We start from the raw sequence: 23717 nt of genomic DNA on the forward strand, positions 1-23717 counted from the left end.
CTTTCTATTTGCTGGAGTCTGGGGAAAGAAGTTCCTCTAATTGTTTTCGCAAAACGAATTTTTGAATTTTTCCGCTCGCATTCCGCGGGAGTGACTCACAGAAAACATATTTACGCGGGCGTTTATAATTGGCCAGCTGATCGCTGTTTTTACAATACTCATCCAGCTCTTGCTCCGTAATAACCGGATTCTTTTTTACAATAAAAGCGGTAACCGTTTCTCCCCAGCGGTCATCCGGCTGACCAACAACTGCCACGTCAAGGACACTAGGATGAGCATGTAAAAGGTCTTCTACTTCCCTTGGATATATATTTTCTCCACCGCTAATAATCATATCATCGACACGGTCATTGACATAAAGGAATCCTTCTTCATCCATGTAGCCGATATCGCCGGAGTGGTACCACCCTTTATACATAGCCTTTTCAGTCGCATCTTCACGGTTGAAATATCCAAGCATCATACATGGTCCCTGTACAATAATCTCACCCGTTTCTCCCACTGGAACGATATCATCCGGATCTGAGGGGCCATCCTCCCTCGTGCGGACAATTCGAATATCATGACTGAGAGCTGCTTGCCCGGCAGATCCTGCTTTCCGAAGCTGATCATTCTCTGATAAAAAGGTAATGGCAGGTCCCATTTCCGTCATCCCGTAAGCCTGGATTAGAGAGATACCTAGGCGGTCATGCAGCGCGTGAACAAGGGATGGAGCCATGGGTGCCGCACCATAAAGACCGAGTTTCAGACTGGAGAGTTCATATTGAGCTAAATCCTCTTGAAGAAGCATATTCCACATTGTTGGAGCAGCAAATAATTTCGTGATTTTTTCTTGTTCAACTAATTTTAGGATCATCTTAGGATTAAATTGATGCAAAATGACATTACTCGCCCCGACATGGACCCTCGGGATAAAGGCACAATGGAGTTCAGCACAATGAAACATCGGTGCTGTTACCAGACCGACATCGTTTACTTCAAGCTTTTCTGCGGCGATACACAATACACTTTGGTCCACCATATTGCGGTGTGTATGCATCACACCTTTTGGTCTTCCGGTTGTTCCGCTTGTATAGATAAACGCATAGATATCAGATTCTTTTACCTCTATTTTTTTGTCCTCAGTAGAAGCTTCTGCCAGTTTTTCTTGATACGATGCGGCATAGTCAGGCTTATTTTCATCGATAAACCAAAAGGCAGTTTTATCAAATCGGGCTGCGATGGCCTCAATTACAGGCTCCAGTGCCCTTTCAAAAAGTACGATTTTCGGGGTAGCATCTGAGAGAATAAAGGCAACCTCCTCCTGCATTAAACGGAAATTAATTGGATTAAATACCGCTCCGATTTTGGCGCAGGCAAACAGGGCTGTACCTAATTCTTCGGTATTAAACATGAAGGTTGATACGCGGTCTCCTTTTTTCACCCCTTCTTTGAGTAGCGCATTGGCTAGCCGGTTTACTTGTTCGCTCCACTCCTGATAGGTGTAACGGACATTTTTTCTGACATCGTAAATGGCCGGTTTGTTCGGGAACTTTTTCACTGTTAAATCAAAGATTTTACCAATCGTCGTACTCATTAGGCCGCCTCCAATTTTTTAAACTTAAGGGCAGTAGGGACTGCCTTTATTTATTCATTAGGATTAGGATGATATTTGGTTATCAGCGATTTTTTCAGTTTATCAGCGAATCGTTTTTTAACGTTGCAACCGTTCAATAATAGTCGCATTCGCCATTCCATGACCTTCACACATGGTTTGCAAACCATATCGCCCACCTGTCCGTTCAAGCTCATGCATCATCGTAACCATTAAACGTGCACCACTGCCGCCTAATGGATGGCCTAAGGCAATCGCACCTCCGTTCGGATTCAGCTTCCTAGGGTCGGCACCAGTCTCCTTCAACCATGCCAGCGTAACAGGCGCAAAGGCTTCATTGACTTCAAATACATCCAGATCACCAATCGAAAGGCCTGATCTTACAAGCGCCTTTTGTGTCGCCGGGATCGGTCCTGTCAGCATTAAGGTTGGGTCTGATCCAACGACCACACGTGTGTGGACTCGAAAACGAGGTTTCAAACCGAGTACTTCTGCTTTTTCCCGTGACATCAGTAATAAGGCGGCAGCACCGTCACTAATTTGGCTGGAATTCCCGGCATGAATGACCCCATCTTCTTTAAACGCTGGACGGAGACCGGCTAATGCTTCAAGAGAAGTTCCTTTTCTTGGACCAGAATCATCCTTAATAACAGCCTTTGTTCCGTCAGGAAGGGTCACTTCAATTGGAAAAATCTCTCTCGAAAAATATCCTTCTTCTTGCGCCTTTAGGGCCTTCTGGTGGCTCTCTAGTGCGAATTGGTCAAGTTCAGCACGGGTAAACCCATATTTTTCAGCAATCCTCTCGGCCGATAGACCTTGGTGAATCATTTCATACTTTGACCTTAACGTCGGGCTAAATGGCTCTTCTGCCCCCTTGTAATTGGATCCCATTGGAACACGGGACATGCTTTCAACACCGCCAGCGATGACCACATCCATGTCGCCGGAGAGGATCGCTTGTGCCGCAAAGTGAACGGCTTGCTGGCTAGAGCCGCATTGACGGTCAATTGTTGTTCCAGGAACTTCGATAGGGAACCCAGCAATTAATGCAGCAACCCGGGCAATATCACCAGCCTGCTCTCCCGATTGAGTCACGCATCCTAAAATAACATCATCAATGATTGCTGGATTGATTCCGGCCCTGTTAACGAGCTCTTTTAGGGTTAAACCTGCCAGGTCATCGGGCCTGATATCCTTTAATACCCCATTTTTTCTTCCTACCGGTGTACGAACGCCTTCTACAATAACAACTTCACGCATGATTATTTCCCCCTATAATCCTAGATCTTTTGCAATAATCGTTTTCATGATTTCGTTTGTTCCGGCGTAAATACTTGAAACCTGGATATCTCGGAAACGCCTCGCAATCTCGTATTCTTCCATATAGCCATAACCGCCGTGGAGCTGCATGCATTCGGAAGCGACACGTTTAGCTATATCCGTCAGTTTCCATTTGGCCATCGACACCTTCGCTACCACATTCTCCCCTTCAATGTGTTCTGCAATTAACTGATCTAAAAAGGCTCTGCCCATTTCAATTTCTGTTGCCATTTCGACAATCTTAAACTGGGTATTTTGAAATTGGCTAACTGGCTTTCCAAAAGCTTCCCTGCTTTTTACATAGTCAATCGTCGTCTTGAGCATAACTTCTGAGGCCGTTTGCGCCCCAATCGCGACAAGAAGGCGTTCCTGTTGAAGTTTTTCCATTAAATAGAGAAAGCCTTTGCCCTCCTCTCCCAACAGGTTGTTCTTTGGGACACGGCAGTCTTCAAAAATTAATTCAGCTGTATCCTGTGAATGCAGACCGACTTTGTTCAGTTTTCCTCCTCGAGAAAACCCCTGTGTATCCCGCTCAATCACGAGGAGACTCACTCCTTTATGTTTGGGAACTGCTTGGGTGTCTGTTTTAACCGCAACAACAATCAAATCAGATTGGATTCCGTTCGTGATAAAGGTCTTTTGACCATTGACGATATAATAGTCACCGTCCAGTTTGGCTGTAGTTTTTATGTTGGCTAAATCTGAGCCAGTTCCGGGTTCGGTCATAGCGATTGCTGTAATAATATCGCCTGTTACACACTTCGGCAGCCAGCGCTGCTTTTGTTCGTCCGTTCCGTAAGAGGTGATATAAGGAATGACAATATCATTATGGAGCCCGATGCCAACTAAGCCTGATCCTACTCGTTCAAGCTCCTCATTGATGACTACGGCAAATCCCCAGTCGACTTCGCTGCCGCCATACTTTTCGTCGATATCCGGACACAGAAAGCCTTGCTTCCCCATCTTTTTCCAGAACGACCGAGGAATCATACGATTTTCTTCCCACTGTTCATAGAAGGGATATGCTTCTTTTTCTAAAAACTTTCTTAATGACTGGCGAAAAATTTCATGATCTTCGTTTAAGTATGGATGTTTCATTCTAGTAACCTCCCTCTCAGGATTTGTAAACGCTTACTTTTTTGATGTGATTTTTAGATTACGATGATTTTGAATGGAGTCTACAAATTCCTACGGTTATTCTACAAATCTAAGCTTTTTTCTACAAAAGTAAAGGGTAATTCTACGAAGAAAACAATAATTCAACAAAAACAAAGAACAATTCTACAATTATTGGTAAAAAACTCCCAAACCTTATCCTGATATTGGATCATGGCTTCACTCACATATCTCTATTGTACCAAAAAAGCAGGATGATTTAGAATATTTTTACATTTGGTTAGCAACTTTTTCTTACTTCAATCGTAAATATTTTGAGATATCTAAATTTGGAGTTGATTGTAATGAGTGAAAAAGGATGTATTAAATGCGGAAGCAGGGATACTGGCACGAAAGATGTAGCAATGACAGGAACAGGACTATCAAAAATGTTTGACCTTCAGCACAACACATTCACAGTTGTTTTTTGTAAGAACTGCGGATATTCAGAGTTTTATAATAAAAAAACATCGACCGCTTCGAACATTCTTGATTTGTTCTTTGGAGGATGATTTTTTTAAGTAAGGGATTCTCCTAATGGGGAATCCCTCCAATTTTATAAGTTTAATTTTTTGGCATCCTAGCCATATCCATATACAGGACATTCCACCTATGACCGTCGAGATCAGTAAAGCCGCATCCATACATCCAGCCCTGTATCTCAGAAGGTTCACCATATAATGTACCTCCCGCATTTACCGCTAATTCGGCTATTCTTTCTACTTCTTCTCGACTCTCCGCATCAAAAGAAAGCAATACTTCAGAAGCCAGCTTCGTATCAGCAATTTCATGCCTTATAAAATGTTTGAAGGTTGCCTCTGGAAAAAGCATAATCGAAGTATCGGTATTGCCAATCACTAGTTGTGCTTGGTCGATTTGGTCAGCTCGAGTGTGTACTGAAAATCCAAGTTTACTATAAAATTCTTTTGATTGATTTATATTCTTTACCGGGAGGTTAATCCAAAACTGTTTTATCATTAGTTCCTCTCCTTTTCTTGTAAACGATTTACCTCCATTATGACACGAATGAAATAGAATTCATAACTAAAAAGGGATGACTGTTCGTCGTCCCTTCCATCATATTACTTAGGCTGCATCCTGATTGCTCCATCGAGCCTGATGGTTTCCCCATTTAGCATAGAGTTTTCGATTATGCTTTGAACGAGCTGTGCGTATTCGCTCGGATAGCCTAGCCGTGGAGGAAACGGCACCATTTTCCCTAATGAAATCCTTGTATCTTCCGAGAGAGTATCAAACATTGGTGTGTGGAACAATCCCGGTGCAATCGTCATTACGCGAATCCCGTAACGGGCTAACTCTCTGGCAATCGGCAGGGTCATGCCGACAATCCCTCCTTTAGAGGCACTATAGGCAGCCTGGCCGATTTGTCCGTCAAAGGCGGCCACAGAAGCCGTGTTGATAATAACGCCGCGCTCGTTTTGTTCATTCACTTTATTTCCTGCCATTTTCTCAGCTGCCAAACGGATTACATTAAAGGTTCCGATTAAATTGACTTGGATCACCTTAGAAAAGAGCGCAAGATTATGTACTTCCTTCTTGCCTAGTACTTTATTAGCAATCCCAATCCCCGCACAGTTTACTACCGTGTTTATTTCACCTAAGAAATCGGCAGCTTGATTAACAGTCTCTTGGATATCCTCTTCTTTGGTCACATCTGCTTTTAAAAATAAAGCTGCTTCACCTAATTCACTCTGAAGACGCACACCATTATCCTCTGATTGATCGAGAATTACAGCTTTTCCACCCATTCTAATGATATGGCGAACGGTCGCCTCTCCAAGACCCGAGGCTCCCCCTGTTACAATGGCCCTGCATGTTTGTATTTGCATATATTCATCCTCCTCATATTCATTTTCATATTCATAGTTTGCAAGTTTTATGCTAGATGAGGTTTTTGCACGGGCTACATGAGAGTGCAATACTGTTCAATTTTTTTTGGATTGTTCTTGCAGACAAAAAGCTGTAACCGCAAGCTATTCTTGTCCTCATGGATCTTTCATACGGACATAAACCTGTTGATACAAGCTATTCTTGTCCTCATGAACAAAAATTCCGCCGTAGCAATTTGGAGAGCGGACAAACAAAAGTATCTAAATTTGAACACCACCCAGTTCAAAGAAACTATTAATATTTAATTATATATACGATATGATTAGTCTATATCAACATAAAGGTGGGAGTTAAATGAGCAACCGGAAAATAGTCATTACACAAAACTTAAAACAGGAATACATAGAAAAAATTAAAGACATCGTCCCTGATTGGGATGTAATCGTTAGCAAAGAGCCAGCGGTTTGGAAGGAACATGCGCAGGATGCAGAAATCATTGCCGGCTGGAGAAAAGAATTAGCCGATTATTGCCTTGCCCCTGAGTCAAACCTGAAGTGGCTGCAAACCTGGAGTGCCGGCGTCGATTCTTTGCCCCTTGAGAGACTGCAATCAAAAAATATTAGAGTAACAAGTGCCAATGGTGTACATGCTTATCCGATCTCTGAAACAATTTTTGCCCTAATGCTTGGATTAACAAGAAAAATTCATACCTATGTAAAAAATCAACAAACGAAAACATGGGACCATGCTCACTTAAGCCTGGAAATCCATGAAAAAACGATTGGAGTAATTGGCGTTGGTGAAATTGGAAAAGAAACAGCTAAAATTGCTAAAGCATTTGGAATGACGGTACTTGGTGTCAGGCACTCAGGGAAACCATCTGACTATGTTAATGAAATGTATACACCAGATCAATTAGATCAGGTGCTGCCAAAATGTGATTACGTGGTCGTCACCCTGCCGCATACACCTGAAACCCATCACTTATTTGGAGTACAGCAATTTAATCAAATGAAACCGTCTGCCTTTTTTATCAATATTGGCCGTGGTGAAATCGTGGTTGAAGAGGATTTGATTGCCGCTTTACAAGAAGGCACGATTGCTGGTGCAGGTCTGGATGTTTTTGAAACAGAACCGCTAAGTTCAGAAAGTCCCTTATGGGAAATGGACAACGTCATTATTACCCCGCACACCTCCGGGGCAACCGAGCACTATAATAGACGGGTCGTTGAAAACATCCTAATTCCCAATTTAGAAACCTATCTATCTGGAAAGACACCAAGCATTAATCTAGTGAATTTTAGAAAAGGATATTAAAAAAAAGGCTCTTTTAAACCAACCTGTTTTCTGTTAGAAAAGCTAATAAATATCCTCAAGATTGTTAAGGACGGCAGAGGCATGATGCAAGTAATTTACTCTCTAACGAAGATTCAGAGAAAATTGCCAAGTGGTTATCTGAGAAAAAATAACATTCATAACAAAAAAACATTCCGGTTTCATCGACCGGAATGTTTTTTGTTATGAGTTTTTTGATTTACGGTCGTCAATAAGTTCTATTGGCAACCAGGTCGCTATCTACCCCCATAACGAACTTTCACCGTCTAGTTTATCGCAATGCACGGCGCATCAAAAAAAAAAGAAGATGCCCCTTGGACATCTTCCTGATTAATATACAGTTTGTATTCCTTTTCCAGCCACAGTCATCCATTCGAATTGTCGGAGTCTTACCCCGAAAAGTGTTAACGGATCACGGAACATTTCTGGATTAGTATTCATTTTGTTAAGCAGGTCCTGGTTTGACTCAATTCCTAACTTAGCTTCTTCAACAGCTGCTTCTAAATTCCTTAACGAACTCTTGAAAAATAAAGTTACATCCCGCTCTAGTGATTTTTCAAACAGCTCAAACGGTTGGAAAAATTGCTTACTAACTTCGTCAATTGTTTCAGCGTAGTCCTCATTTTCCACAAATGCTTTGTACTTGTTATAAAGCATTGCTTTGTTTTGCGAAATCGCCCCGAATAATCTCCCGGCACTCTTCAGTAAAAATTGCGACGGCGTTCGGCGGAGGAGGATATTGACGTTTTCAAGCTGGAACCGGCTTGTCATACGATCCGTATCGCGGAGCCAATCATCTAGCACCTTGAAATCACAAACAAGCGCGAGGTGCTCCTCCCCGTACATCTGGTTAAAGCCGTCCCCCATCTCATTTAAAAATTCCTGTGCCTGGTCAAACTCCTCTTTGCTATGGGAAATCCAATCCTGTAAGGAAGAATAGAATTTAGGCATAACCGTTTGTTCCAAGTATTCTTGTAATCTGCGATTCATTTCATCGTTCAATTCCAGATGAATATTACTAAAGTTGCTGTCCTCTTTAATAAGCGCAGAGCATTCTTTTAACATAGCTGGAACTGTCTTGGCAATATCCTGTTGAATTGATTCCCTGATTGTCCGGTAGGATTTCGTAATCGCTCTTGTTTTTTGTACTTCTGTATCCTTAACCTGATTTACAGCCCCATTTAATTTCGTGTACATTTCTTCATTCCAGCGGATTGATTCTACCAGTTGATCTTCCACATCAATCCGTTTTTGCAATAGGTTTGCAATAATGGTTCGGATAAAATATAACAGCTTAGCTAGTCGTCTATCCTCTAGGTTTCTAGTAGTTTTTATCGACTGAATAAACTCTTTTATATCCTTTAACTGCTGACCTCTCTCATATTGTGATGAAAAGGCAAAAACGGTTGCATCCGGCAATATGGAATGAATCAAGGACTCGGTTTCTTGATATATTCTAACCGCTTCCTGCTCACCCACAATCGTATCCATTTTGCTAAGCAGAAAATGAACCGGAATATCAGGTGCTAATTCCTGAATCTGCACCAATATTCCTCTTTCTTTGTCTCTAAACGGAGCGTTACCATCAAGCACAAACAAGACAGCGTCGGCAACTTGCAGGTTTTTCAATACTTCATAGCGGTCATTGTGGTTTCCCTTTAAACCTGGGGTATCTATAAAAGCCACTTTATTTTCCTGCAAAAATCCGTTTGGACTTCTAAATTCAATAATCGATTCTAAAGCATTACGTCGGCGGTCCATCCGCTCCTGAAATTCCGCAAAGCCATCTAATCTAGAAATCTCTCGATCCGTTATTTCAGTTATTTCCTCTTCTTTCCCGTCTTTAAACATGACAATAGAAGAAGTTGGGCTGTCCTGAAGGTCATCTCCAAGAACAGTATTAATAAAAGTGGATTTACCACTCCCCGTTAACCCGGTAATAAGCAAGTGCTGTCTATCAAAATCCACTAATTGATCGACAAGCCATTTAAACCGGTTATTCTCACCCATATCATGTGCTGCCGCCCAATCAATAATGGCGTCAAATAATGACAGGCTTTCCTCAAGTTCATCAATGTCCGTCTCTGTTATACTAATTAGCTTTTCCGCCTCGGAAACAATGGATAAACTGATAGTAGTAGGAAACAATTCGTTCCAAGAAAGCACAGCAGCAGATGATAACACGACATTTCTTTCATCCGCTAAGCGAAGCCAATTGGTTAACATGTCTGGGATAAATTCTTGCAGCATTTTTATAAAATATCTGCCTTCTATCAAGTTGAAATAAGAATTTTTATGAAGCCTTGACAGCTCATGCCAATTATCTTCTCTTTCTAGGTCAAGTTGTAATAATAGCTGGTTGATTTCTCTGATCCAAGTAAAATAAGATTCTTCGTGTTCGTAGCTTTTCCATAATGAAGATACGAGTTGTTCAAATTTTTCCTTATCAAGTTGAAACAAGCGAATTAAGGCTGGGGTAAAATAGCTGGGCGCATGGCCCTTTGTGACACCTTTGTCTACATAGGTATTTAATACGTTAATCCAATTTAAATCCTCCGAGCGCATGGCTTCGGATACTGCCAAATCAACCGCATTATTCCAGTCCTGCTGTCCTTCAAAAAATGCCCTGGCGATTTCGGTAACGTTCGGGTACTCCGGATTAGACGCAATTGTCCTTTTTATTGTTGCAACCGCCGCGTCGTTCTTGCCGCGTTCGATATACAGAGAAAATAGCTGTAATGCGACTTCAGTGTTTAAGGTAGCATTATCTGATGAGATAGTAGTGTAAATATCCTCTGCAGTCGACAGCAAACCTAATTCATAATAGGCATCAGCTGTATTTTTCTTTGCCCATGGCTCAAGTTCTTCGGTAATGTTTTCCCATTTAAAAATAGCCGCTTCATAGTCTTTATGGTGAAAATACACTTCCCCTTGGGCAAAGCGTATTGATGATAGGTTTGGGAGATCCTTTGTTGCCTCCTCCTGAAACGCTTCGCCAAGAACGCGGATCGGGTGAATGTCTTCATGCTCATTAATGAACATTTTATAATACGTCTTTTGTTTTAGCTGCTCTTCTAACGTCATTTCTTTCCCTCCAATTGCAAACACTCTATGTCATTCATATGGAAAAGACTCATATTTATTCCATATACTATTCGACGTATGTATGGATTTTAAGTCCCAATTATATCGATTCTAACAAAGGAATTTTTTAAAATGATGTCAGTTGTATTTCATTTTGAAGACAAACGTGATTGGGTTGGCTCCTCTTCCGCTAACCCTGATTGAACGGATAGGTCTTCTTTAAAAAATTCATCCTGTTTTACCACTTTTTCAGAATTATCAATAAACAAAGTATATCACCTTTTTCTTTAGTTAAAAATAGAAATAGACTAGCTTCCTTTTTTTACGATTTTCAACGTATAATGCTAACAAATACTTAAAGGGGATATTTATTTGGAAAAGGGTCAAGCAAATTTTTTAATCGGACAAATTGAACGAGCTAATCCCATAACATTTGAGATTAAAAAGCTAGAAACTGAAGCCGGGATGCTGCCAAAGTTTCATCAATGGACAAATGGCAAGCAAATATTGGCCGCATATGAAGTGATCCGCCCAGAAATTGACAGCGGCTATTATTTTTTATTTATAGATTGGCATCGTAATGACAACTATTATTTAGTTATTTATGCACATGATAAATCCACTACCTGTGCTGAAATACGGCAAATACAAGAACTTGAGGAAGGGTCCCATCTGGTTTGGTCCTATAAACCTTTTAAACGAGACGGGAAAAACGACCAAAGAAAGGCATATTTTAAGCAAATGTTTGGGTCGACAACCGTTCATATTAAATTGCCATCCTCTTCAGCTGGGGTGGAAGATTTCATCAGACAACTTTTCAAACTATGCAAAAACAGGATTAAAGCGGATAAAATTACCGAAGTGTTTGATTTTGAGAATTGAATTGGGGTGTGGAAAATGGGAATTTATAAAAACTGTCAAAGCTGTGGGATGCCTTTAGCAAAAGATGAGTTAGGCGGCGGAACGGAGAAAAATGGAACCAAAAGCATTAAATATTGCAGCCACTGCTTTATGAATGGCGAATTTACTCTTCCTAATATAACGGTGGAAGAAATGAAACAACGAGTAAAAGAGAAGATAGTTGAATTTGGAATGCCCAAATTCATTGCTGGTATGTTTACAAGAAATATTCATAATCTTGAGAGATGGAAGAGATGATGAGAAGTCAACTTCTTTTTTATATCAAATAAATAAGGAGCCCTTAGTCGGCCCCCAATAAAAAAATTATAATACTTTACTCAAAAATGCCCTCGTCCGTTCCTCTTTTGGATTCTCGAACAACTCAGTTGGAACTTTTTCTTCTACTATTAAGCCGCCGTCCATAAAGATTACCCGGTCCCCTACTTCTTTCGCAAAGCCCATTTCATGAGTAACGACCACCATCGTCATGCCCTCTTTGGCAAGATCCTTCATTACCTCTAATACCTCGCCAACCATCTCTGGGTCAAGCGCAGAGGTTGGTTCATCAAACAGCATTATCTTCGGTTCCATCGCCAGCGCCCTAGCAATCGCTACCCGCTGCTTTTGTCCGCCAGATAAAGAATCAGGATAGGCATCTGCTTTATCCTCAAGACCGACCTTACGTAGCAGCTCCATCCCTTTAGCTCTCGCCTTATCCGCAGGTATATTTCTAACCTTCATCGGTGCAAGCATAATATTATCAATAACCTTCTTATGAGGGAAAAGATTAAATTGTTGAAACACCATTCCAACTTCGGTCCGAATTTTATTGATATCTGTTTTTTTATCGGTAATATCAACGCCCTCAATCAGGACCTGTCCACCCGTAATTGTTTCAAGCATGTTGATGCAGCGAAGAAACGTCGACTTTCCTGAACCGGAAGGACCAATCACAACCACTACCTCTTTTGGCTTAACCGTAACATTAATATCTTTGAGGACCTCATTCGTCCCGAACGACTTCTTTAAATTTTTCACCTGAATCATTCTGTCGCGAACCTCCTTTCAAGTTTTCCTAATAGGAAGTTTAAAGATAAGGTTAACACTAGATAAATCGCCGCTGATGAAAGATATGGCTCCCACGGACGCATATACTCCCCTTGCATAGCTTGTCCCCAGTACATCAACTCAGGGGCAGCAATCAATGCTGCCAATGACGAATCCTTTATCAAAACAATAAATTCATTCCCAAGCGGAGGAATCATCCGTTTAAAGGCTTGAGGTAAGATAACATAACGCATAGCTTGTCCATGTGTCATCCCGAGAGAACGAGCTGCCTCCATTTGCCCCTTATCAATAGATTGAATTCCGGCGCGGAAGATTTCTGCCACATATGCAGCCGAGTTTAAAGAAAGTGCTAGGATGGCTGCCACAATTGCATTTGTGGTACTGAGAAATGCGGGTACAACAGCAAAATGAATTAATAGAATTTGCACCATTAATGGTGTGCCTCGGAAAAAGTTAATGTACCATCTAAACGGCAAAGAATATAGCTTATTTTTCATCAATTTTCCTAATCCAATAAATAAACCAAGAATGGTACCAAATATAATACTAGCGATTGAAAAACCAATCGTTAACAATGTACCCTTTAAAAGTAAAGGTGCATAATCAACGATGATATCCCACCTAAAATCCATTATGATCCCCCCGCTTAGATTGTTCCTGTCCAGTTTGTTTATTAACCAAAAATTGCGTAACTGCCTATTAGATAGAAGTTACGCAATTTCAATAGAGTACTATTGTTGGTCCTTTAATGTTTGGGTATCTGGTTCAACCCCAAACCACTTTTTATAGATTTTTGCATATGTTCCATTGTCAATTACTGCCTTAACAGCCTTATCTAGTTCAGGCTTCAACTTACTGTCTTTCGGTAATAATAGACCATAAAATTCCTTTGAAAAAGCAGTATCGTCTTCAATGAATTCGAAATTATCTTTTGGATTATTTTTAACATATGTTTCAATAACTGTGTTATCCGCAACAACTGCGTCAGCTCCGCCATTTTTTAATTCAAGAATGGCTAGATTGTTATTTTTAAACTTCTTAATATTAGGGTTATTTTTCCCAAATAATTTTTCGACTACTTCCTGTCCAGTCGTTCCATTTTGAACGGCAATCTTTTTGCCCTCTAAATCCTTCGCACTCTTAATTGAACTTCCCTTTGGCACTAAGATTTCATTTTTGGATAGGAAATATGGAACAGTAAAGTCATAGCTCTGTTGACGTTCTGGAGTGATGGTAATCGCAGATACAGCGAAATCTGCTGTCTTCTTTTCGATCTCTACAAAGATTGGGTCCCAGCCAACATGTTCAATGTTTAAATTGAAACCTGCTTCCTTAGCAACAGCGTTAACAAAATCAACATCGAAACCAACGACTTTGCCTTTTTCCTGGTATTCAAATGGTGCATAGGCAGCATCGGTTACAACTCTAAGTGTTTTCTTCTCGCTGCTCCCTGTTTTACTTGTTCCACAAGCTGATAGCAGCAGGAGTAATCCAACCACCATGAGGGTTGAAACTAACTTAATTTTTTTCATGTTTGAACCTCCTAATTATTTTTATATAATATTAAATTTACAAGATTAATAATATTAAGACTATAAGTGATTATAACTTGTTTTGTTTTTTTATTCAATATTTTATTTTCTTACTATATTAATACGTTAATAAACTAAAATCACCTATCTATTAATAGAAGCTTTTATCCTCAATACACTAGTATCATACGTTCCAGAGTAGTAAAACCGAAATACTTTCCTATAATACCCAAAACATTTCAATAGCAAAAATACTAGTTTTTAACGACATCTGGTTTTCCAAAATTATGAAAAACATAAGTTATTTATAGATTTATAACGAACTAGCGCTCTTTTTCTGAATCAAATTTCCTTTATAGGCATTCGCCGTTTCCCACTACATTTAATTACATAATTTATAGGGTACTATCACATAAGGAGAGATGCCTAAATGAATCCCTACAGTTATTATCAAGGCCCACAAATGCCAGTTGAGTATCATACCTATGTTCCAGTAGAACAATACCCTTCCTACGGTCCAACAGAACCAATTCAATCTTATGCTCCAATCGATCAAGTAAATCACTTTGCTCCCATTGACCAATACGACCCAAATCGGCAGCCGCTGCAGTTTGAACGTCGAATTAATCAGCTTGAAAGGCAAAATGAACGTCAAGAAAGAGAAATTAATCAGCTCCAGCGGGATGTAGTCCAACTACAAAGACGGCTCCAACGTGTCAATCAACGAGTCAGAGCAATTGAAAATCGCCTCCACATTCCATTTACACCTTTTGAAGGAGAATTTTAAAGCATCATTAGAACCGGTCAAAAGCCGGTTCTTTTTCATTCGTAAGAATTCCTTTCAATACATTCCGGCACCCCAGAAAATATCCTGTTAACCTTTCTAACATCTTCACTGACAAGAGCAAAAAAATCAGTTAATTTTTGATTATAAACTAATCGAAGGGGAGATTTCACATGAATCAACGATATGAAATTAAATTAGCGATGCAAATCTTACAATTAGATAAATTACGTGATGAATTATATGAAGAACTCATGAAAACTATGGGCTCTAAAGGACACGAACTTTTACGAAAATTACAAAACGCCTAATATCTAAAGGAGGGAAAGATGTTGACAACCCACTTACGAAGAGGCCTTGAACGATTAAAGCAATTTTATATTAAAAAGTTAGCAGGTTCCGATATGCTTTATTCATCTGCCGAGCTTCAATCACTTACAATCAGTGAACTGGAGATTCTTTATAAGAAGTCAATGCCCTCTAAAAAATAATATCCTTCTACTCCAAAAAGATTTATTTCATAAAAATAAACCATATAAATACAAATATCCATTTTCATGTGAGGAAATGTAACGTATAATATTAAAAATATTCTAACTATAGCTAACATTGGGGTGTGGTGAGCGAGTAAAATGGGAAAAGATATGTCTTACAAAGATAAAAAGGTTATTACTATTGGTATTGTCAGAGACTTAACCGGACTTTCCGAAAGGCAAATACGATATTATGAAGAAAGAAAGCTGATATTCCCCGAAAGATCTGCAGGCGGAAGCCGAAAATTTTCCTTTACTGATGTCGAATTATTAATGGATATCGCTAACAAAATTGAGGACGGAATTCAAACACATGAAATTAGAAAGGAAATGCTTCGAGAACAGAAGAAACAAAATCAGGATGATATACGCCGCAAAATGATCCAAGGACAGCTAAATGCCCAGTTTGGGATCCGAAGAAATTCATAAAAGTAAAAAGCCTCGATTCTTATAACAGAAACGAGGCTTTATTTTTACATATCATAGGGAGATTATTTCCCCTTTTTTAAAAACTATGTTAGAAAATCTCCCACAATTATAGATAGGACCTCCAGATTATTGTAAAGTTACAACTACAGAGGATGTTATAAAAATTAACATCAGTAATAAGGGGGAATATAAATGGATACTACATTCTTAATGAACAGTCTATGGGTTATGTTAGGAGCGGTACTAGTTATTTTAATGATCGGCGGTTTCATCCTCTTAGAAACCGGATCAACCCGGATGAAAAATGCAGGACATATAGCGGGTAAAACCATACTAACATTTAGTATCAGTTCCATTATATTTTGGGCAGTTGGTTTTGGTTTAATTTTTGGTAAAGGTAACTCACTGATTGGTTTCTCGAATTTCTTATATTCTGGCTATGACATGGATAGTTTATCACTTTCCGGCGCAGTTTTCTTCTTATTCCAATTAGCCTTTGCTGGTATTTCACTAACAATCGCATTTGGCGGATTTGCTGAACGGGCTAAACTAAGTGCATATCTTGTATTTGCAGTACTATTTTCCGTCATCGTTTACCCTCCTATCGCTCACTGGATTTGGGGCGGCGGCTGGTTAGCTGAGCATGGTAAACAAGACTTTGCTGGATCAACAGTTGTTCACTTAACCGGTGCAATGGCAGCACTTGCTGCTACCATTCTATTAAAACCACGGATTGGAAAATATAACAAAGACGGTTCCGCTAATAACCTAGCAGGACATAACCAAGTATTCACAGCCTTGAGCGTCTTACTATTATGGGTTGGCTGGTTCGGATTCAATGCAGGTAGTACGTTATCTGTTGACAAAGGGTTCTTTGGATTTGTTGCTATGAATACTAACCTTGCGGCTGCAGCAGGAACCATAGCAGCAATGATCGTTTCTTGGATCGTATTAGGGAAAGCAGATGTTCCAATGATGTTAAACGGTGCTTTAGCAGGTCTTGTAGCGATAACAGCTTCCTGTGCTTTCGTAGAAACATGGGCAGCAGTATTAATTGGTTTTATTGCTGGAATATTAGTGTTTTATAGTATCAGATTCTTTGAGAAAATTAAAATTGACGATCCAATTGCCGCTCTTTCAGTTCACGGAACTGCCGGGGTTTGGGGAACCTTATCTACAGGCTTCTTTGCAACAAAAGAATTAGCCACTGTTGGTAAGCCCGGTTTATTTTATGGGGGCGGATTACATCAGCTCGGTGTTCAAGCATTAGGGGTTTTCACTTGTGCAGCCTTCGCCTTCATCGTATCCTTTATTCTTCTAGCTGTGATGAAAAAAGTCATGAACGGATTACGTGTTACGGAAGAAGAAGAAATTATCGGTCTTGATATGAGCGAGCACGGCAGCTACGGATACCCTGAATTGGTAAAGGCAGAGCAACAATTTAAAATTCAATAAGAAATGAATAATGAAACGCAGTCAATCCCTTTAATAAGGATTGACTGCTATTTGAATTTAGGAGGTGTACATGTGCAAATTGACCCATATACAGAACTAGTTCATCTTCGGGATGAAAACATAAAAAACATTTACCATGACCATTTTAAACTAAACGAACTGCACGATACATTGATCCACCGTGTGGCGGATATCGCTATTAATCAAGTTTCGAGCCAGCATGGACCTCCTCCTTCACCCTTCACATTCTTCGTCATGGGCAGTGCTGGCAGGATGGAACAATCTGTGTGGAGTGACCAAGACCATGGAATTATTTATCTCGATTCATCGGACGAGGCCAAATCTTACTTTCTAACATTAGGAAAAGAAATCTCCAAAGGACTCTATCAAGCAGGGTACAGATATTGTGACGGCGGCGTAATGGCCAGCAACCCGTTCTGGTGTAAATCACTTAATGAATGGAAGCAGCAATTATCGAAATGGATGCTGGAATCAACCTGGGAATCGATCCGCTATCTGCTCATCTTTCTAGACGGAAGATCTATTTATGGCGATGTCGCCTATGTTGAAATGTTAAAGGAACATATTTATCAAAACATGAACCAACATCACTTACTGATGAAATCTTTAAGCAATACCCTTCATCTCAAAAAAGGAATCAACGTATTGGGCCAGCTTCTCGCAGAAACACACGGGGCCCATGCCGGTAAACTAAATATCAAAGAAATTGGTCTTTTTCCATATGTAAATGCAATCCGTCTTCTCTCCATGAAAGAAAAATTGTACGAAACCTCATCTCTTTTGCGTCTTGAAAAAATACCAGATTCCTATTTTCCTGCGAGTGATAAAGCTTTTTTCAAAAAACAGTTCTTAAAGCTGCTTACCTACCGATTATTATTTTCTGACCATAATGACTATGATTCAGGTCATTATTTAGCGGTCAGCCGCCTGACAAAAGAACAGATCAGAGAGGTTAAAGAAATCATTAAAAACGGTGCAGTCCTCTTTCATAATATGAAAAGGTTAATAGAAAAGGATGATTCAGATGAGAATGAATGATATGATCCAATTTTTCCGCCAAATATCTGGAAGAGCAAATTCAAATCTATTTGCCAGCTTACCAAATCAATCCTCTCTGCAGCAAATGGCTTTCCTTAGAGAAATTCAAAGAGAAATGAAAGAAAAGAACAGTTTGGACGTTCCGTTGAAAGAATTAAGGGTTGTGGTCTTTGATTTAGAAACGACCGGTTTTTACCCCGAAAAGGGGGACCAAATCATTTCGATTGGTGCGGTCAAAATGACAGGAAGCCAATTAAAGGAACAGGAGACCTTTTATACATTAGTCAAATCGAATCTTCCATTATCAAGTGAAATTTCTGCTTTAACGAATATTTACGAAAGTGATTTAAGTACTGCCCCGATTGCTAAAGATGCGTTAATGCAATTCTTTCAATTTATTAAAAGCGATCTTCTAGTTGCACACCATGCCAGTCACGAGCAGGCGTTTATGAAGAGAATCACCAGCGACGCATTACGAACAAGATTCGACCATCGGATTGTCGATACTTCTTTTCTCATCCGCCTATCAAACCCCTATATGAAATCAGCCCCGCTTGAAGAAGTTTGCGAGGAATGTGGCATTGAGGTAGAAAATCGCCACCATGCCCTTAGTGATGCCATCATGACAGCAAAAGTTTGGAGACATTATTTACAGTTAGCAGAGGAAAAAGGCTTCCGATATTTACGACAAGTATATGAACATTTAGCAAAAATCGGTTGATAAACTACTATATTAATCTAACATTTTTACCTATTAGCATAGTAGTTTTCAACTGGACTTTTATACTCCTCCCCCCTACTTACTACTGAAATTTCTTCGAATTTTCTCTCCTCAGTTTCAAAGAATAAAAAATTTTTTAAAAATTTTTTATTTATAAATTCCTTATCAGACCAATGATGAAAACGCTACCAGATTAATTGATTTGTTTGAATTGTCAGATTTTTATATTGACCATGTTCTCGATTGGTTGTATGATTATCGAAAATAAATCATCAATCATTAACAAGATGAAATGTAACAAACGACGGAGTGGCTTGTTACCCAAGATACAGACCATACCATTGTCAGTTAGGAGCTAAGAAAATGCGAAGCGATATGATTAAAAAGGGAATTGATCGTGCTCCCCACCGCAGTCTATTATATGCAACCGGGGTAAAAACGAGTGACCTTGAAAAGCCATTTATCGGGGTGTGTAACTCGTATATTGACATTATCCCAGGACATAAACACCTTAATCATTTCGGTGAAATAGTGAAAGAAGCGATCCGTGAAGCTGGAGGTATTCCTTTTGAATTTAATACAATCGGCGTCGATGACGGAATTGCAATGGGACATATTGGCATGCGCTACTCCCTCCCAAGCCGTGAAATCATCGCGGACAGTGCTGAAACTGTAATCAACGCACACTGGTTTGACGGTGTTTTTTACATTCCAAACTGTGACAAAATCACACCAGGGATGTTAATGGCTGCCGCAAGAACGAACGTACCATCCGTTTTTGTATCAGGCGGTCCAATGGAGGCTGGTGTTTCACCATCAACAGGAAAAAATCTTTCCCTAACTTCAGTTTTTGAAGGTGTTGGTGCTTACCACAACGGCACAATTAGCCAGCAGCAGTTACTTGAGATTGAAACAAATGCCTGCCCTACTTGCGGCTCATGTTCCGGAATGTTCACAGCAAACTCAATGAACTGTTTAATGGAAGTTTTAGGAATGACCGTTCCTGGTAACGGAACGATGGTTGCTACTTCAGAAGAAAGACACCAACTAATTAAGCAAGCCGCTAGACACCTGATTGAATTGATTAAAAATGATATTAAACCACGTGACATCATTACAAGAGAAGCCATTGATAATGCCTTTGCACTAGATATGGCAATGGGCGGCTCCACTAATACGGTGTTACACACATTAGCCATCGCTCATGAAGCAGGGATCGATTACGATCTTCGCGAAATTAACAAAATTGCTGAAAGAGTCCCTTATCTTGCAAAGATTATGCCAGCATCTGATTATTCTATGGACGATGTTCATCGTGCCGGCGGTGTTAGTGCAATCATCAATGAGCTTTATAAAGTAGAAGGCGCATTACATGATAATTGCCTAACCATTACAGGAAAAACTCTTCATGAAAATGTGAAGGAAGCAACAATCACAAATGAGGCGGTCATTCGGACTAAAGACAATCCATATAGCCCAGTTGGTGGACTATCCATCCTATATGGAAACATTGCTCCTGATGGTGCCGTCATCAAGGTTGGTGCAGTTGATCCTTCTATTAAGACCTTCTTAGGAGAAGCCATCGTGTTTGATTCTCAAGAAGAAGCACAAGAAAACATTAATAACGGCACCGTGAAAGCTGGCCACGTAGTGGTAATCCGCTATGAAGGACCAAAAGGCGGACCAGGAATGCCAGAAATGCTTGCTCCTACATCCGCTATTATGGGACGTGGACTAGGTAAAGAAGTTGCGCTTATCACGGACGGCCGCTTCTCGGGTGCAAGCCGTGGAATTTCAATTGGTCATATCTCACCAGAAGCTGCAGAAGGCGGACCGATTGCCCTCGTTGAAAATGGTGACAAGATTTTAATTGATTTAGAAGCGCGTTCGATTGAACTTGTTGTTGATGATGAAGTGTTAGCTGAAAGACGCACAGCATGGGTTAAACCAGAACCAAAAATTAAAACTGGTTATCTAGCAAAATATGCGAAGCTTGTTACTTCTGCTAATACTGGCGGCATAATGAAGATATAAAATAACGGCATGATTGCCGAAGCTAAAGCACGGGAATCGTTAGTACCCCTCCCCTTCCCTAAGGAAGATAAGGTACTAAAAGTGACAATGATGATTATTTGACAAAATAATAGTTAAATCGATGACGGGAATAAAGGAATAAGATCTTGTATTTTCAGAGAGCTGGGGTTGCTGGAAGCCCAGTAATACAACTTATTCTGACATCATCCCTGAGTGTTGGGCTGAAATATTTTATAAAGTAGGCTCAATCAGGTGTTATTTTAAAAGCACCTGTTACCAAAAGAAGCGTTCTAATTAGTTGTCGCTTCCTAAGGCAGTATTCGTAAGGATACTGTAAAAAAACGGGTGGTACCGAGAAAATGAAAGGCCTTTTCTCCCCGATTATTCTGCTTATGTTTTCGTTTTTGCAGTTAATTCGTGGATAATGGGCCTTTTTGACTGTGTATAAAGATTTATCGTAAAATTCCAACATTTTATTAATAAAATTATCTGTTTATTTACAAATTTCTATATTATAATACAAAAAACGACATTTACTTAAAAATTCATTATTTTTCGATATCTACATTCAATTTATACCTTTAAGGAGGGATTATGACGTGAAAGTAGAAGCAAAAAAGCTTGAGGTCCAAACAACTACAGAACCGAGAACCGGTGCAGACCTTCTCATCGACTTACTGAAAAAAGAAGGTGTAGAAACACTGTTTGGATATCCTGGTGGTGCCGTTCTTCCAATTTACGACGCCATATACCGTGCCAAAGGAACAATCGAGCATATTCTCTTCCGACATGAACAAGGAATGATTCATGCAGCCGAAGGTTATGCCCGCGTTACAGGCAAACCTGGAGTGGTCATTGCTACCTCAGGACCTGGAGCAACCAACCTTGTTACAGGCATAACGGATGCAATGATGGATTCCCTGCCGCTTGTCGTTTTCACTGGGCAGGTTGCACGAAACATCATCGGAACAGACGCCTTCCAAGAAGCAGATATTATGGCGATCACGACACCAATTACAAAACATAACTTTCAGGTCCAATCCGTTGAGGACTTACCGCGCATCGTCAAAGAAGCTTTTCATATTGCTTCTACAGGGCGGCCAGGACCAGTCGTAGTGGATGTCCCGAAAGATATCTCAGCTGGATTTTTAACCCAGGAATTTGAGGAAGCAAGCATTAATTTACCTGGATATCAGCCAACAACAAAGCCAAATCCATTACAAATTAAAAAGCTTGCCGAATCGATTTCAAAAGCTATCAAGCCATTAATTCTTTCGGGCGCCGGTGTCCTTCATGGAAAAGCATCCGCTGAATTAACTGCTTTTGCGGAAAAACACCAAATCCCAGTAGTCACTACCTTACTTGGACTTGGTACCTTTCCTGCAGATAATCCCCTTTCATTAGGAATGGGAGGAATGCATGGAACCTATGCAGCAAACATGGCAATTTACGAATGTGACCTGCTAATCAACTTTGGTGCCCGATTCGATGACAGACTAACAGGAAATCTTAAACACTTCGCCCCATTTGCGAAGGTTGCCCATATCGATATCGATCCTGCTGAAATTGGTAAAAATGTTCCAACACATCTTCCAATCGTTTCTGATACGAAAGAGGCACTTAGCGAACTGCTTAATCAGGAAATTGAATCACCTAAAGCTGCTGAATGGCTGAAAAAACTGAGCCAGAACAAACAGGAGTATCCGCTTTGGTATAAACATGATCCAAACGGAATGTGTCCGCAATGGGTAATCGAAGCAGTCCATAAAGTTACGAATGGTGACGCCATCGTTGCAACTGATGTCGGTCAGCACCAAATGTGGGCAGCACAATATTACACCTTTAAGCAGCCACATCGCTGGATTACCTCTGGCGGACTTGGAACAATGGGCTTTGGTTTCCCTGCCGCAATTGGCGCACAAATCGCCGAACCAGATAGTACCGTTGTAGCAATTGTTGGCGATGGCGGCTTCCAAATGACACTTCAGGAATTGTCGATTATATACGAAAGAAACCTTCCGGTAAAAATTATTATTGTCAACAACGGCGCCCTAGGAATGGTTCGCCAATGGCAGGAACTTTTACATGGAAATCGTATTTCAGAATCGATTCTTCATACACAGCCTGATTTTGTCAAACTTGCTGACAGCTATTCAATTAAGGGTTATCGGGTTAACAATCAGGAAGAACTGATCACGGTTTTACCGGAAGTATTTGCCCATAATGGTCCGGTATTAGTTGATTGCCGTGTCCTTCAGCAAGAAAAAGTATTCCCGATGATTGCCCCTGGTAAAGGAATTCATGAAATGTTGGGGGTGAAACCATGAAACGGATCATAACAGCAACTGTTCAAGACCGAAGCGGTGTCCTTAACCGTGTAACCGGACTCCTGCAAAGACGCCAGTTCAATATTGAAAGTATTTCGGTTGGCCCTTCCGAAACCGAGGGAATTTCAAAAATGACCCTGGTAGTTGAAGTTGAAGACGAACAGCGTCTTGAACAGGTAACAAAACAATTAAACAAGCAAATTGATGTTTTAAAGGTATCCGATATTACTGATAAAGCGATTGTCGCAAGAGAACTTGCCCTAATAAAAGTAGCATCTAACAGCCAATTGCGCAGTGAAATCAACGGGATTATTGATCCGTTCCGTGCCTTAATTATTGATGTAAGCAAAGACAGTCTCGCCGTCCAAATTACAGGACGTCCTGATAAAATTGATGCCTTGATTGAAATGCTTCGCCCCTACGGCATTAAGGAAATTGCAAGAACCGGTCTGACTGCCCTCCAGCGTGGGCACCAGCCACAAGTAAACGACCTAGCAACATATTCACTATTAAAATAACAATATATCTGAGAGGAT

At 40.3% G+C, this 23717-nt stretch carries 23 protein-coding genes; 14 read left to right on the plus strand and 9 right to left on the minus strand.

The genetic code is table 11. The features are described from left to right. Nucleotides 1-4: 4 nt before the first annotated feature. The 3 genes from COD92_RS09810 to COD92_RS09820 all read right to left on the minus strand — a co-directional run bounded on the left by COD92_RS09810 (nt 5) and on the right by COD92_RS09820 (nt 4012). The gene (locus tag COD92_RS09810; protein ID WP_098996229.1) at nt 5-1576 is read right to left on the minus strand and encodes a fatty acid--CoA ligase; all 1572 of its coding nucleotides are present in this window, start codon (nt 1574-1576) and stop codon (nt 5-7) included. Between the two features lie 117 nt (nt 1577-1693). Then, nucleotides 1694-2854 carry a thiolase family protein gene (locus tag COD92_RS09815; protein ID WP_098527338.1) on the minus strand — a complete coding sequence of 387 codons (1161 nt, stop codon included), beginning with the start codon at nt 2852-2854 and terminating at the stop codon, nt 1694-1696. Between the two features lie 12 nt (nt 2855-2866). After that, nucleotides 2867-4012, minus strand: a complete 1146-nt coding sequence (locus COD92_RS09820) for an acyl-CoA dehydrogenase family protein (protein ID WP_098996230.1) — start codon at nt 4010-4012, stop codon at nt 2867-2869. A gap of 362 nt (nt 4013-4374) precedes the next feature. Between COD92_RS09820 and COD92_RS09825 the strand changes: the two genes are divergently transcribed. After that, nucleotides 4375-4581: a zinc ribbon domain-containing protein gene (locus tag COD92_RS09825; protein WP_098527340.1), complete on the plus strand. Its 207-nt coding sequence runs from the start codon at nt 4375-4377 to the stop codon at nt 4579-4581. A 52-nt stretch (nt 4582-4633) separates the two neighbouring features. Here the strand turns inward: COD92_RS09825 and COD92_RS09830 are convergent, their stop codons facing one another. Further along, complete coding sequence (locus tag COD92_RS09830) at nt 4634-5047, minus strand: VOC family protein (RefSeq protein ID WP_098996231.1); 414 nt, start codon at nt 5045-5047, stop codon at nt 4634-4636. A gap of 104 nt (nt 5048-5151) precedes the next feature. Further along, the gene (locus tag COD92_RS09835) at nt 5152-5919 is read right to left on the minus strand and encodes a 3-hydroxyacyl-CoA dehydrogenase (RefSeq protein WP_098527342.1); all 768 of its coding nucleotides are present in this window, start codon (nt 5917-5919) and stop codon (nt 5152-5154) included. 355 nt (nt 5920-6274) lie between these two features. Here COD92_RS09835 and COD92_RS09840 point away from each other — a divergent pair, with 355 nt between their 5' ends. Next, complete coding sequence (locus tag COD92_RS09840) at nt 6275-7237, plus strand: D-2-hydroxyacid dehydrogenase (RefSeq protein WP_098527343.1); 963 nt, start codon at nt 6275-6277, stop codon at nt 7235-7237. Nucleotides 7238-7585: 348 nt separating this feature from the next. On the opposite strand, the gene COD92_RS09845 is transcribed toward COD92_RS09840, so the two are convergent. Further along, entirely contained in the window at nt 7586-10339 is a 2754-nt protein-coding gene (locus COD92_RS09845) for a dynamin family protein (protein WP_098527344.1), read from the minus strand. 372 nt (nt 10340-10711) lie between these two features. On the opposite strand from COD92_RS09845, the gene COD92_RS09850 reads away from it, so the two are divergent. Then, entirely contained in the window at nt 10712-11221 is a 510-nt protein-coding gene (locus COD92_RS09850; protein WP_098527345.1) for a hypothetical protein, read from the plus strand. 15 nt (nt 11222-11236) lie between these two features. Continuing rightward, nucleotides 11237-11497 (plus strand): zinc ribbon domain-containing protein, encoded by a 261-nt coding sequence (locus COD92_RS09855; RefSeq protein WP_098527346.1) that lies wholly within the window; start codon nt 11237-11239, stop codon nt 11495-11497. A gap of 66 nt (nt 11498-11563) precedes the next feature. Here the strand turns inward: COD92_RS09855 and COD92_RS09860 are convergent, their stop codons facing one another. The 3 genes from COD92_RS09860 to COD92_RS09870 all read right to left on the minus strand — a co-directional run bounded on the left by COD92_RS09860 (nt 11564) and on the right by COD92_RS09870 (nt 13839). Continuing rightward, nucleotides 11564-12286, minus strand: coding sequence for an amino acid ABC transporter ATP-binding protein (locus COD92_RS09860; RefSeq protein ID WP_098527347.1), 723 nt, complete (start codon nt 12284-12286; stop codon nt 11564-11566). Beyond that, nucleotides 12283-12939, minus strand: a complete 657-nt coding sequence (locus COD92_RS09865) for an amino acid ABC transporter permease (protein WP_098527348.1) — start codon at nt 12937-12939, stop codon at nt 12283-12285. Before COD92_RS09865 ends, COD92_RS09860 begins: the two co-directional genes overlap by 4 nt. A 99-nt stretch (nt 12940-13038) precedes the next feature. Further along, the gene (locus tag COD92_RS09870) at nt 13039-13839 is read right to left on the minus strand and encodes a basic amino acid ABC transporter substrate-binding protein (RefSeq protein WP_098996232.1); all 801 of its coding nucleotides are present in this window, start codon (nt 13837-13839) and stop codon (nt 13039-13041) included. A 430-nt stretch (nt 13840-14269) separates the two neighbouring features. Between COD92_RS09870 and COD92_RS09875 the strand changes: the two genes are divergently transcribed. From COD92_RS09875 to ilvN, 10 genes are all read left to right on the plus strand, one after another. Beyond that, entirely contained in the window at nt 14270-14626 is a 357-nt protein-coding gene (locus tag COD92_RS09875) for a PspA/IM30 family protein (RefSeq protein WP_098527350.1), read from the plus strand. 170 nt (nt 14627-14796) lie between these two features. Continuing rightward, complete coding sequence (locus COD92_RS31895) at nt 14797-14934, plus strand: hypothetical protein (RefSeq protein ID WP_176541029.1); 138 nt, start codon at nt 14797-14799, stop codon at nt 14932-14934. A gap of 21 nt (nt 14935-14955) precedes the next feature. Beyond that, nucleotides 14956-15114 carry a hypothetical protein gene (locus COD92_RS31900; protein ID WP_176550420.1) on the plus strand — a complete coding sequence of 53 codons (159 nt, stop codon included), beginning with the start codon at nt 14956-14958 and terminating at the stop codon, nt 15112-15114. A gap of 141 nt (nt 15115-15255) precedes the next feature. Next, nucleotides 15256-15585, plus strand: coding sequence for a MerR family transcriptional regulator (locus COD92_RS09880; protein ID WP_098527351.1), 330 nt, complete (start codon nt 15256-15258; stop codon nt 15583-15585). A gap of 192 nt (nt 15586-15777) precedes the next feature. Next, a complete protein-coding gene (locus COD92_RS09885) occupies nt 15778-17040 on the plus strand; it encodes an ammonium transporter (protein WP_098527352.1) in 1263 nt (420 codons plus the stop codon). A 72-nt stretch (nt 17041-17112) separates the two neighbouring features. Beyond that, entirely contained in the window at nt 17113-18099 is a 987-nt protein-coding gene (locus COD92_RS09890; protein WP_255286498.1) for a DUF294 nucleotidyltransferase-like domain-containing protein, read from the plus strand. Further along, complete coding sequence (locus COD92_RS09895; protein WP_098527354.1) at nt 18086-18820, plus strand: exonuclease domain-containing protein; 735 nt, start codon at nt 18086-18088, stop codon at nt 18818-18820. The genes COD92_RS09890 and COD92_RS09895 overlap by 14 nt, the downstream gene beginning before the upstream one ends. 363 nt (nt 18821-19183) lie before the next feature. Continuing rightward, nucleotides 19184-20854, plus strand: coding sequence for a dihydroxy-acid dehydratase (ilvD, locus tag COD92_RS09900; protein WP_098527355.1), 1671 nt, complete (start codon nt 19184-19186; stop codon nt 20852-20854). A gap of 599 nt (nt 20855-21453) precedes the next feature. Beyond that, nucleotides 21454-23181 carry a biosynthetic-type acetolactate synthase large subunit gene (gene ilvB / locus COD92_RS09905; RefSeq protein WP_098527356.1) on the plus strand — a complete coding sequence of 576 codons (1728 nt, stop codon included), beginning with the start codon at nt 21454-21456 and terminating at the stop codon, nt 23179-23181. Beyond that, complete coding sequence (gene ilvN / locus COD92_RS09910) at nt 23178-23699, plus strand: acetolactate synthase small subunit (RefSeq protein ID WP_098527357.1); 522 nt, start codon at nt 23178-23180, stop codon at nt 23697-23699. Before ilvB ends, ilvN begins: the two co-directional genes overlap by 4 nt. Nucleotides 23700-23717 lie beyond the last annotated feature (18 nt).

This window comes from Bacillus sp. AFS037270 (assembly GCF_002585305.1).